The 11,979-nt window shown below is 61.3% G+C and carries 11 protein-coding genes; 3 read left to right on the top strand and 8 right to left on the bottom strand.

The features are described 5' to 3' along the window. Positions 1-25: 25 nt before the first annotated feature. From HKK54_RS08945 to HKK54_RS08935, 3 genes are all read right to left on the bottom strand, one after another. Positions 26-721 carry an ABC transporter permease gene (locus HKK54_RS08945; protein ID WP_010169038.1) on the bottom strand — a complete coding sequence of 232 codons (696 nt, stop codon included), beginning with the start codon at positions 719-721 and terminating at the stop codon, positions 26-28. A 73-nt stretch (positions 722-794) separates the two neighbouring features. Beyond that, positions 795-1,544: an ABC transporter substrate-binding protein gene (locus HKK54_RS08940; RefSeq protein ID WP_169386601.1), complete on the bottom strand. Its 750-nt coding sequence runs from the start codon at positions 1,542-1,544 to the stop codon at positions 795-797. 13 nt (positions 1,545-1,557) lie between these two features. Beyond that, complete coding sequence (locus tag HKK54_RS08935) at positions 1,558-2,331, bottom strand: ABC transporter ATP-binding protein (protein ID WP_169386600.1); 774 nt, start codon at positions 2,329-2,331, stop codon at positions 1,558-1,560. A 554-nt stretch (positions 2,332-2,885) separates the two neighbouring features. On the opposite strand from HKK54_RS08935, the gene gabP reads away from it, so the two are divergent. Next, positions 2,886-4,277 carry a GABA permease gene (gene gabP / locus HKK54_RS08930; protein WP_169386599.1) on the top strand — a complete coding sequence of 464 codons (1,392 nt, stop codon included), beginning with the start codon at positions 2,886-2,888 and terminating at the stop codon, positions 4,275-4,277. Positions 4,278-4,327: 50 nt separating this feature from the next. Here the strand turns inward: gabP and HKK54_RS08925 are convergent, their stop codons facing one another. The 5 genes from HKK54_RS08925 to HKK54_RS08905 all read right to left on the bottom strand — a co-directional run bounded on the left by HKK54_RS08925 (position 4,328) and on the right by HKK54_RS08905 (position 8,729). Continuing rightward, entirely contained in the window at positions 4,328-4,741 is a 414-nt protein-coding gene (locus HKK54_RS08925; RefSeq protein WP_169386598.1) for a hypothetical protein, read from the bottom strand. Between the two features lie 73 nt (positions 4,742-4,814). Then, positions 4,815-5,735, bottom strand: coding sequence for an alpha/beta hydrolase family protein (locus tag HKK54_RS08920; protein ID WP_169386597.1), 921 nt, complete (start codon positions 5,733-5,735; stop codon positions 4,815-4,817). 133 nt (positions 5,736-5,868) lie between these two features. Beyond that, positions 5,869-6,888, bottom strand: a complete 1,020-nt coding sequence (locus HKK54_RS08915; protein WP_169386596.1) for a sensor histidine kinase — start codon at positions 6,886-6,888, stop codon at positions 5,869-5,871. Positions 6,889-6,897: 9 nt separating this feature from the next. Continuing rightward, positions 6,898-8,355, bottom strand: coding sequence for an ATPase domain-containing protein (locus HKK54_RS08910; RefSeq protein ID WP_169386595.1), 1,458 nt, complete (start codon positions 8,353-8,355; stop codon positions 6,898-6,900). Then, positions 8,352-8,729 (bottom strand): hypothetical protein, encoded by a 378-nt coding sequence (locus HKK54_RS08905; RefSeq protein ID WP_010169054.1) that lies wholly within the window; start codon positions 8,727-8,729, stop codon positions 8,352-8,354. The genes HKK54_RS08910 and HKK54_RS08905 overlap by 4 nt, the downstream gene beginning before the upstream one ends. 211 nt (positions 8,730-8,940) lie before the next feature. Between HKK54_RS08905 and HKK54_RS08900 the strand changes: the two genes are divergently transcribed. Further along, a complete protein-coding gene (locus tag HKK54_RS08900) occupies positions 8,941-9,906 on the top strand; it encodes an arsenic resistance protein (protein WP_169386594.1) in 966 nt (321 codons plus the stop codon). A gap of 87 nt (positions 9,907-9,993) precedes the next feature. Further along, positions 9,994-11,634, top strand: coding sequence for an ArnT family glycosyltransferase (locus HKK54_RS08895; RefSeq protein ID WP_169386593.1), 1,641 nt, complete (start codon positions 9,994-9,996; stop codon positions 11,632-11,634). The last annotated feature ends 345 nt before the right edge of the window (positions 11,635-11,979 follow it).

The following is an 11,979-nucleotide window of genomic DNA, read 5'->3' as shown; positions in this document are numbered from 1 at the left end:
TGCGCCAGCCAGCTGTAGTCGCCACTCATTGCGTGCTCCTCGCAAAGCCGCGCGCGGCACGTTTTTCCAGGAAGTGCATGCCGGTCATCGCCAGGACGGTGAGGCCCAGGTACATGAAGGCCGCGACCATAAAGAAGGTGAAGGGCTGCTTGGTAACGGTCACGCCGATCTGTGCGTGGCGCATGATTTCTTCCAGGCCGATCACCGAGACCAGCGCGGTGTCCTTCATCAGAATCATGAACAGGTTGCCCAGGCCCGGCAGGGCGATGCGCCACATCTGCGGCATGATCAACCGGGTGAAGATCCGGAACTTCGACAAGCCCAGTGCGACACCGGCTTCACGGTGACCCTTGGGGATTGCCAGGATCGCGCCGCGGAAGACTTCCGTGGCGTAGGCGCCAAAGCACAGGCCCAGGGCGATAACCCCGGCGGCGAAGGCGCTGAGGGACAGGTCGGGGTTGCCGAAGAATTCCCCGAGGGAACGCATCAGGTTGACCGTGCCGAAGTAAATCAGCAGTACCCACAGCAGTTCGGGGATGCCGCGAACCAGGGTGGAGTAAGCGCCGCCAAGCCATTGCAGGGGCTTGTACGGGGAAGTCTTGGCCAAGGCACCGGCCAGGCCGAGCACCAGCCCAAGGCACAGGGCCGTGAGCGCCAGCTTGACGGTCATCAGCGCGCCAGCGGCGAGCGCCGGGCCGAATCCGTAGAGGTCGAAATTCATGGTTTAGTCGTTTCGCAAGGCAAAGCTCAGGACCGGCGCACTCAAGCGAGCGCGCCGGGCAGGCCATTCAGGATCACTCGATGCTGAAAGGGAAGTACTTGTCGTTGATCTTCTTGTAGGTGCCGTCGGCCTTGATTTCGGCCAGTGCGGTGTTCAAGCGCTTGCGCAGCTCATCGCCTTTACGCACGGCGATACCGATCTTGTCGCTCTCTACCACCGGGTCGCCTTTGAATTCGTAGGCGGCACCGTCTTTGCTTTTCAGCCACTCGTACTGCACGTACTTGTCGGCCAGCATCCCGTCCAGTCGGCCGGAAGTCAGGTCGAGGTAGGCGTTTTCCTGGGTGTCATAGAGCTTGGCGGTGGTGTCCGGCAGCTTGTCTTCCAGGTAGGTACCGGCCAGCGTCGCACGTTGTGCGCCGATGATCTTGCCCTTCAGGTAACCGGCGTCGGTCTTGAAGTCCTTGGTGGCTTTCGGCGCGATGAACTGCAGCTTGTTGGAGTAGTACGGGTCGGTGAAGTCGACGGCCTGCTTGCGTTCATCGGTGATGGACAGCGAGGAGACCAGGAAGTCGAACTTCTTGGCGTTCAGGGCCGGAATGATGCCGTCCCAATCGGAGACGTACACCTTGCACTCGACTTTCATCTTGGCGCACAGGGCGTCGCCGATGTCTTTGTCAAAGCCCACTACGTTGCCGCTGGCGTCTTTATTGTTGAAGGGCGGGTAGGCCGCTTCGATCCCCATGGTCAAGGTCTCGGCCATCGCCGAGGCGCTGAATGCCATCGAAACGGCGGCAGCCAGGAGGAATTTTTTATAGTTCTGCATGCATGTTGCTCCGTTAGCGGTTGCTGGACATGAATTGTTTGCAGCGCGCCGAAAGCGGGTTTTCAAATACCTGCTGTGGCGATCCTTGCTCTTCGACCAGGCCCTGGTGCAGGAAAACCACTTCACTGGACACCTGACGGGCGAAGCCCATTTCATGGGTGACCAGCAGCATGGTGCGGCCTTCTTCGGCCAGTGCGCGGATCACATTAAGTACTTCCTGAACCATTTCCGGGTCAAGGGCCGATGTCGGCTCGTCGAACAGGATGACCTTGGGCTGCATGGCGAGGGTGCGGGCGATGGCCGCGCGTTGCTGCTGGCCGCCGGACAATTGCGCGGGGTAGGCGTGGCGCTTGTCACTGATGCCGACCTTGGCCAGCAAGGCTTCGGCGACTTCAATGGCCTCGGCTTTGCTTTGGCCCAGCACCCGGCGCGGAGCCTCGATGATGTTGTCGAGGATGCTCATGTGCGGCCACAGGTTAAAGTTTTGAAACACAAAACCGATCTCGCTGCGCAGGCGGTTGATCTGTTTGCCGTCGGCGGCCACCAGTTCACCGTTTTTCGCGGCCTTGAGCTTGAGCTCTTCACCGGCCACCAGGATTTGCCCCTGGTGCGGGTTTTCCAGCAGGTTGATGCAGCGCAGGAACGTGGACTTGCCGGAACCGGAGGAACCCAGGATCGAGATCACATCGCCGTCGCGGGCGGTCAGCGAGATGCCTTTAAGCACCTCCAGCTCACCATAGCGTTTATGCAAGTTGCGGATTTCAAGCGCGGGCGTGGCCTCAGCCATGTGGGGTCCTCATTGTGTTCATTGCGCTCCTGCTGTTGGGCCGCCTTCCTGGCGAGGCGCCAAGCTAGCATAGCGTTTGGATGACAGCCAACAGCCCTGCGGACGGTAAACAGACGGTGTGCGGCAGGGTGTCGCATCGGCACAGCAGTGTGTCGCGCCATCAACAACCGAACAGCCGTTTGAACCAGGATTCCTGCAGGTTTTGCGTAAAAAAGGGCGCGATGGTGCCAGCTTTGGCCGGGTGTTGGAAGGGTTAAACGGGTGAACGGTCCATATCAGCCCTTTAATAGGGCGTCACGCACAATTTGTGTGTGTTTTTGGTGCGCCTGTTCGTCTTTCAAGTGGGTCGCACAGTAACGCTATAGCGGAATGCCATTAGTGTCAGTGACTTACGAGAGCCGTTGAGTTTCCCTACAGCCCGCGTCAATCACGGCTCTGTAACATTTTGGCGCAAATCTTGCGTAAAAAATAAAGAACGCCCCGTTGGTTTCTTTTCACGAGAGAGACGCCAGACCGGGTGGACCGTATTCGCAATTCCTCGCAAAGGTGTGTCAATGAGTAGTACGCAAAGCTCCAATGACCTCGAACAGGGGCTCAAACCGCGTCACGTCACCATGCTGTCGATTGCCGGCGTTATTGGTGCCGGGTTGTTTGTCGGCTCCGGCCACGCGATTGCGGCGGCAGGGCCTGCCGTACTGCTGGCGTACGCCGCCGCCGGTACTCTGGTGGTGTTGGTGATGCGCATGCTGGCCGAAATGGCCGTAGCGTCTCCGGACACGGGTTCGTTCTCTACTTATGCCGACCGTGCGATCGGGCACTGGGCCGGTTTCACCATCGGCTGGTTGTACTGGTGGTTCTGGGTGTTGGTGATCCCGCTGGAAGCCAACGCCGCCGCGACCATCCTGCACGCCTGGTTCCCCAACGTGGCGATCTGGGCCTTCACCCTGATCATCACTTTGCTGCTGACGGCGACCAACCTGTTCAGCGTGAAGAACTACGGCGAGTTCGAGTTCTGGTTTGCGCTGATCAAGGTGGTGGCGATCATCGGGTTTGTGATCCTCGGCATCCTGGCGATTTTTGGCTTCCTGCCGGGCAGCCAGGTCAGCGGCGTGTCGCACCTGTTCGACACCCAGGGCTTCCTGCCCAACGGCATGGGCGCGGTGTTGGCGGCAATCCTGACCACCATGTTCTCGTTCATGGGCACCGAGATCGTGACGATCGCGGCCGCTGAGTCGAAGAACCCTGGCCAGCAAATCTCCAAGGCCACCAACTCGGTGATCTGGCGGATCGGCTTGTTTTACCTGGTATCGATCTTCATCGTGGTGGCCCTGGTGCCGTGGAATGATCCTGCGCTGGCGGCGGTCGGTTCCTACCAGACCGTGCTGGAGCGCATGGGCATCCCGAATGCCAAGCTGATCGTTGACTTGGTGGTGTTGGTGGCGGTGACTAGTTGCCTGAACTCGGCGTTGTACACCGCTTCGCGCATGATGTTCTCCCTGGGCCGTCGCGGTGATGCGCCAGCGGTGTCCAAGATCACCAACAAGAGCGGCACGCCTTACTGGGCGGTGTTGCTGTCTACCGGCGCAGCGTTCCTGGCGGTATTCGCCAACTACGTGGCCCCGGCGGCGGTGTTTGAATTCCTGCTGGCCAGCTCCGGCGCCATCGCGTTGCTGGTGTACCTGGTGATCGCCGTGTCGCAACTGCGCATGCGCCAGAAGCGCACGGAAGCGGGCGAGAAGATTGCCTTCAAGATGTGGCTGTTCCCGGGCCTGACGTACGCGGTGATCGTGTTCATCGTCGGCGTGCTGACCATCATGCTGTTCCAGGAAGCGCACCAGGTGGAGATCATCGCCACCGGGATCCTGAGCTTGCTGGTGATTGCGGCGGGGCTGATTGTGTCGCGTCGGCGCAAGAGCCTGAAGGTAGGGGCTGCGGTGCTGAATTGATGTAGCGCGCGGCAAAAAAAATGGGAGCCTTCGGGCTCCCATTTTTTTGATCAGCTCTCTGAGCTGACCAGCGCCTGTGACGCTGCGACGTAATCAGCCTGGAACTCTGGTGATTCAATCCACGCCAGGGCCGCTGCTTCATCCTCGGTATCCGTGGCCCACTGGCGATACTCGATCAGCGCCGCAAGGATAAAGTCAGTCGCTTCCTCTTCGCCTTCCTGCTCCAGCACGACCGCCAGCAGCGGGTGCGCGAGGAACACCGCACACAGCGCCTGTTGGCTGGTTTCGCCCGCAGTGCGCATCTCCAGGAACAGCTCGATCAAATCCACTGACTCAAGGTCAATGCGGCTGTCATCGCCGGCAAAGGCGTCCGGCTTGGTGGCGACGGCGCGTTGAGTGCGGTTCTGCTTGGCCTTGGCTTTTGCCCGGTGGGCGCGTTTTTGCTGCTTGTTCGGCGAGGCCATGGGCTCACGTCCTTGGTGTCAGGATCTGGGGATGGCGTATTGAAGCGCAGGTCGGGGGAAATCCCAAGGGTTTCTAAGTGCGACCCGTCACTTGGTGTCCCGGAGCGGCTTGGTCCAACTCCCCTCGCTGCAACCACGCCAACGCAATCGGCCACAACCGATCCTGATACTGGCTGCGAAAGAACGCGAAGTGTCCGACCTCCTTTTCGCCGATATCTTCAGGGGCGATTCGCAGATGCGTGCGTTCGCTGCGTTCGAAATAACCCAAAAGGCGCTCGATTGCCGCCACCGTGCCAAACGGATCATCGGTAATGCTGATCGCCAATACCTGTGCCTTCACCCGGGAAAACGGCAACTCACCCAAGGCCCTGCCGCTCGGTCGTTTTTCATAACCCGGCGTCGGCGTACTCCAGTCGCGCACCACGCCCGTCGGGGTATCCTCCAGCCAGCCCATACGCTTGCCCGGAAAGTAGCCAAACACAGCGGTCACCAACGGCATCACCACGTGCCATTTGGCAAACATCCGCCAACGCGTGCTCGCCTCATAGTCGCGCCAGTAGGCAAACTGTGCGCCCACGGTGACCAGTCGCCGAATCGCCGCCCCGGACGCTCCGAGTCCCGCCGCGCAGCCACCGAAACTGTGCCCGACCACATCAATGGGCTGCCCCGGAAACTCTCGCTGAGCCCGCTGCAGGATCGCTTCGAAATCCAGCACGCCCCAATCCGACCACGAGGCCTTGAACCCCTTCAGCGGGCCGCTGCGGGACTCGCCGATGCCACGGTAGTCGTAGGTAATGACGTCGATGCCATTGGCAAACAGGTAGTCGGCAAAACGCGAGTAATGCCGGCAGCGCACCGAGGTCGCGGCGTTGATGATCACCACGGGGCGTTCGATGTCAGTCCTGATGTGGCGCCAGGTAAAACCGCCAATGGGATAACCGTCGGCGGCGGGCTCGCGGAATGCTTCGGCGGGTGGTCGGGTTGGCAGGTTCATGAGCGGGCTCGGTGCTTGCGCTTTCGATGGGGCATCAAGGCCCGTGCGCAGTTTTATAAGACGTCGAAGCTATCAAATTTCGCGTAATAAAAAACCCCAGGGATTTCTCCCCGGGGTTTTGGCGTTTGCCGGCCTATCGCACTAACGGCAGGGTCACCACAAACTCACTGCCCAGCCCGTCACCGTCGCTGAGGGCGATTACCGTGCCGCCATGGGCTTCCACCAGCTCGCGCACCACCGTCAAACCAATGCCCAGGCCGGCGCCGTTGAAGCCGACGGCATGCACGTCCTGGACAAACGGATCAAAGATAAATGGCAACGCCTGGGCCGAGATGCCGATGCCGGTGTCGATCACGCTCAGTAGCAGCACTTTGCGCTCCAGTGTCACCGAGAGTCGCACAATGCCGCCGGCGGGCGTGTATTTGATGGCGTTGCCCAGGATGTTGCCGAGGATTTGCGTGAGGCGAATCGCGTCGCCGTTGACCATTAATGGTTCTTGCGGCACTTGGGACGTGAAGTGCAGCTTCTGGGTGATCATCGACGGTGTGCAGACTTCGATGGCCCGCTCAATGATCGGCACGATGTCCAGCACCTCGCAGTCCAGCCGCAGTTTGCCGGTGCTGGCGCGGGACACGTCCAACAGGTCTTCCACCAGGCGCGACATGTGCTGCACCTGGCCTTCGATCAGCGATTGCATGCGCGGCAGTTCGGCGCTGGGGACGCGGGCGAGGCGGCCGGCGATCATGCTGATGGGCGTCAGCGGGTTGCGCAGTTCGTGGGCCACGAGCGCCAGGATGTTCTTTTGTTGAATCAGCGCGCGCTCGGCAGCGGCTTGCAGCTCCTGGGCGCTGAGGGCGGCAATCACCAGTTGGGCGTTGGCCTCGCGCATTTCCTGGGACAACTGATGTTGCTCGCTCTGCCGGGGCAGGGCGGCATCGGATTGGGCGAGCAGAATGGCGAGCACCAGTTGTTGATTGGCCTCCACCAGATGCTCGATCTGCTGGGTGTCGCCCAAGCGGTTTTTGGCGTCGGTCAGCTCTTGTTGCAGGGCCGCGAGCACGGCGCGGGCCTCGACGGTTTTCTGGCCGAGCAGGAACAGTTCGCGCGCGGCACTGGCCACGGCGTCCTTGTTCTTGTCATCGGCCTTGCTCATGGGAGTGGCTCACACATTGACAGCACCGGGGTGTTGTCGGGTAGGGCGGCCGCCGAGCAGCCCTTCCTGGTCGGGCAGGCGTTCGCCGATTTGCAGGCCGTCGTCATCGATGTGGTACTGGCGCAGTTCATCGGAATGCGCGCTGGCGCGTACCTTGACCACGGCCATGATGCGCAACAGGCGGCTTTGCACTTCGATGTAGCGCTGCACGATGATCGCGTCGGTGAGGAACGCGGTGCCGTAGGGGCTGAAGCGCAGGTCGGTGTAGCGGTCTTCCAGCTCGGAGGTCATCAGCACGCTGACGCCGGCGCCGGTGAGGGCGGTGACCATGCGCGACAGTGATTCACGGAAATCATCGCGAAAGGTCGGCGCCAGGGCCAACTCGAAGCCCGACAGCGAGTCGATGACCACGCGGGTGGCCTTCAGGCGGGTGATTTCGTTGAGCAGCAAATGCACCACTTCATCGATGGACAGGTCGGGGGCACGGCTGTCCACCAGGCCCACCTGGCCGCTTTCAATCAGTTGTGCGAGCACCGCGTTCTGCAGGTGGTTGGGGCGCTGTTCAAACGCCGCGATCACGCCGGTTTCGCCGTTGCGAGCACCTTCGGCCAGGAACGATGACGCGAGGATGCTTTTACCTGAGCCGGAAGGGCCGGCCACCAGCAACGAGTAACCCCGGGGCAGGCCGCCGCCGAGCATTTCATCCAGGCGCGGAACGCCCATTTTCAAACGTTGTGAGCCTGGCGCCAGTGGTGCGGGGATATTGGCAGCCGCAGGCGGGAAAACCTTGATGCCCGATGTCGCAATGCGGAAGGTGTGCAGCCCCGGCAAGGTCGGCTGGCCGCGCATCTTCATGATTTCCATTTTGCGTACCATGGAATTGCGTTGCACGCTCTGGCGCAGCCAGATCAGGCCGTCGGCCACGGTGAAAATCGGGTTGGTGTCGGTTTCGGTGAAGTACTCGCCAATCAGGAAGGTCGTGGCCTGCCAGGTGGTCATCAACATGCCCAGTTGCTGGACGAACTGCGGCAGGTTGTTGTTGGGGTTGTCCTGGGTCTGGCTGGCCAGCACCACCGAGCGGAACGAGTCGACAAATACCAGCGCGGGGGCATGGGTTTCGACGGCGACGACGATGCGCCGCAGCACTTCGTCAAGGTCGCCGGCCAAGGTGTCGTCGGCCAGGTTGATATAGCGAATCGAATGGTTGATGGCCTCGCTGTCGAAAAAATCGAACTGCTGCTGGTAGCGCAGCATCTTCAGCGGAGGCTCGCCCAGCACGGTGAAAAACAGCGCCGGGCGTTCAGGCGTGGCCAGGGCGAACATCATCTGATGGGCCAGGGTGGTCTTGCCGCAACCCGGAGGGCCGGCGATCAGGTTGAACGAAAACTCCGGCAAACCTCCGCCAAGCACTTCGTCCAGTCCTGGCACGCCGGTGGCCAGGCGGTTGATTGTCACTTTGGTGCTCATGGCGAAGTATCCTGCGCAGGGTTGCCGCTCAAAGAGTTTTCCCACACGGCGCGCAGCAAGCGTGCGGTGAGCGAGGGCCCGATCAGTGTGGTCAGCAACTCATAAAGTGTCTTGAGCAGCGTTTCGCCGAAAAACAGGCTGTCGGCTTCGCTTTGCTCAAGCAGTAGGGTTTTGAGGGCCGTCATGTCGCGGGCGGGCAGGTTGTCAAAGCTGCCGGCCAGACGCGGATGGCTGGCGGCGCACAACAGCAGGCTGCGCCGGTACAGGGCGGCCACGCCGTGCTGGCCGATAATCGGGGTGAGGGCGCTGTCGATGTCCTGCAGGGTGGCAATAATTGCATCAGCTGCCCGTGACGGGCCGGGGTTACCGTCCATCCGCTGCGCCAGAGAGGCGACTATCTGGCTACTCTCTTCGCTTACCGGGGGCATGGCTGACTGATTGTGGTGGAATGCAGCCTTGATGGTACACCTTCGTATACGGGCACAGAGATTCATTTGCCCATATGCCCCTATATCACTCCATCCACTTCGATGGGATGCCCGCCGATGCTAGGCTTGCGACCTTTTAGCCAGGATGGGAGCGTCAATGAGCCGCGATGCACTTGAGCACAATCAGATACCGATCTACTTCTGTGCAGTGATCGTGGCGGCGGTCGCCGGGCTGTTGGCGCCCTCGCTGGCACGGGAACTGAGCGGGTGGGTCACGCCCGCCATCGCTGTGCTGATGTACGCGATGTTCCTGCAAATACCCTTTCTGGACCTGCGCGAGGGCTTGGGCAACAAGCGCTTCATGTCCGCGTTGCTGCTGGCCAATTTCCTCCTGATTCCACTGCTGGTGTGGGCGCTGACCCGTGGCCTGGTGGAACACCCGGCGATCCTGGTGGGGGCGTTGCTGGTGCTGTTGACGCCGTGCATCGACTACGTGGTGGTGTTCACCCATATCGGCAAGGGCGACTCGCGATTGATGCTGGCGGCAACCCCGATTCTGTTGCTGCTGCAATTGCTGCTGTTGCCGGTGTACCTGGAGTTGATCCTCGGGGCGCAGTCACAGGTGGTGGTTTCGGTGGGGCCGTTTGTCGAGGCCTTCCTGCTGCTGATCGTTGCCCCCATGATTCTGGCGGTGCTGACGACTTCCCTGTCCCGGCGATCGAGTGTCATCAGTGCCTGGAGCGAGGTCTGGGCCTGGTTGCCCGTGCCGGCCATGGCACTGGTGCTGATGGTGGTGATCGGCTCGCAAATCACCGCCGTGGTCCGCGATATCGGCCTGCTGGCGCCGGTGATCCCGGTGTACATCGGCTTTCTGTTGCTGGCGCCGCTGATGGGCGCGCTGGCGTCGTGGCTGTTCAAGCTGCCATCGACCACCGCGCGGGCGGTCACCTTCAGCGCGTCCACGCGCAACTCCCTGGTGGTGTTGCCGCTGGCGCTGGCGTTGCCCGAAGACATCCGTGGGCTTGCCGCCGCCGCCGTGATCACGCAAACCCTGGTGGAGTTGGTGGGGGAGCTACTCTACATCCGGCTGATGCCGCTGCTGATCTGGCCCGCTCGTCGTTAGGCTGATGAATGTTTGATTCCGTTCAGGGGGCATTCAGGGTGGTGGTCGGCAACATGAGCCGGTTTACCCCACCTGACAGGCTGAATAATGGATCAACACAACCGCTTTCGAATGGAATCGCTGGGTATCTTTTTTATCGCCTTGCTGCTGTTTACCCTGGGCATCTGGGGCCAGCAGCCACAAGGCTTCGACGGTCGCTGGGCGGTGTTTATGCAAGAGATGTTTCGCCACGGTGCGAGCCTCTTTCCTACCACCTACGGCGAGCCTTACCCGGACTACCCGGGCACTGCGACCTACCTGAGCTACCTCTTCGCCCGCCTGTTCGGCGCGCCCAACGACCTGGCTAACGTGATGCCCACCGCCCTGGCGTCTGCCGGGGTGATGGCGCTGATCTATCGCTTGCTGGTGCCGTCTGGCCGCGCGTGGGCGCTGCTGACAGTGCTGCTCACCGCATTGACCGCGCAGTTGCTGGAGAAGTCGCGGTCGGTGTGCCTGGACCAGATGATCTCGCTGCTGTGCCTGGGGTGTTTCTACCTGTTGCATACCGGCGAGCGCAGGGGCTCGCGGCTGCGGCAATACGCGATATTTCCGTTGTTCGTGGTGGCGTTTGCCATTCGCGGGCCGCTGGGGCTGATCGAGGTCTGTGGAGTGGCCTGTGTCTACTGGGCGCTCGGCACGGCTCGTACGCGGGAAGAGCGCATTGCGCTGCTTAAGAAGGTGATTGCCCACGGCGTGATTGGCCTGGTCCTGCTGGCCGGCTGTTGGTGGGTGCTGCTGAAGCTGGCGCGGATCAGCGGTGGCGATAGCTTCGTCGATGATGTGCTGCGGATGCAGTTTGCCGGGCGTCTCGACGAAACCGGCGAGCCGTTCTATTTCTACTTCAAATTGAGCCTGTACCGCTATTTCCCGGTGGTGCCGCTGGCGCTGGCGACGTTGATCGCCCTGCGCCACAAATGGTCGGTGCGTGACGAGGATGCCGACGTGCAGTTGATGCTGCGCCTGGCCGCCTGCGGGCTGATGATTTTGCTGGGCTTGTCCATCCCGCACTTCAAGCGCGCCTATTACATCGTGCCCATGGTCCCGATGTTTGCCGCGGTGGCCGCCTACGGCTTGCTCCAGGCGCATGGCTGGCTGCTTGGCGTGCGGCGTGGCTATGAGTGGCTGGTGGCGGCCTTGCCGGTGCTGGGCGTCGTGGTGGTGTTCGTCTGTCGACACCTGTGGCACAAGCACGGTTATTGGCCGGATGTTTCAGTGCCGGGGCTGGTGGGTGTGCTGATCGTGCTGCAACTGGCCGCCGTGATCGCCTGGCGGTGTTTGCAGGGCAATCTCGGCCAGCGGTTGGTGGTGCTCAGCCTGATTGCGTTGGCGACCCAATGGCTGGTGCTGGTGAAGGTGTTGGAGCCGGCAAAGGATCTGCAATTCGACACCCGGAACTTCGTTGGCGCGGTGGAGAAGCTGCGTGCCGATAATCCCGGGACCCTGGTCTTTGTGGACCTGGCCAAGGACACCTGGGCGATTCGCTACATCATGAACCTGGATCACGACGAGCAGCCGCTGTTCATCGGGCGCAATGAACCCTTGCGGGTGGACACGCTGCCGCGTCCGGCCTGGGTGATTGTGGAGCGCAAGCAAACCGCGTTGCTCAATGGCACGCCGCTGGAGCATATGGCGCCAGTGTTCAACGGGCGGTTGAACGACAACCCGCTACTGGTGTTCCTGGTGAAGTGAATCAGTCGCCGTATTCATCGTGGCGGTGCATTCAGGTGCGCCGGATGCGGCATCGCCTTCACTACCCAGGAGCAGCCAGGGCAGCCCGTGAGGCTCGGCGTTGAGTGCGCCCTGCACGCGGGTCAGGGCTTTTTCCGTGATCCGCAGTAGGTCGAGTGGTGATCACTGGGGAATTAAGGACAGATCAAGGGAGTCATAAGGCGATGTTGATCGCCGACAGTTTGGTTCGTCTTGCTGTAGGGTCGCGGCTTAAATGACCGGCGGGTCTGATAACGCGCTTTGCAGCCTGCCGAAACGCGGACGCGTGCTAGGCTTTGATACTTTCGCAGTGATGATTTCGGGTGT

Source organism: Pseudomonas sp. ADAK13, assembly GCF_012935715.1.
Classification (GTDB): domain Bacteria; phylum Pseudomonadota; class Gammaproteobacteria; order Pseudomonadales; family Pseudomonadaceae; genus Aquipseudomonas.
The sequence above is the reverse complement of the archived record's forward strand: the minus strand, read 5'-3'. Positions and strand labels throughout refer to the sequence as shown.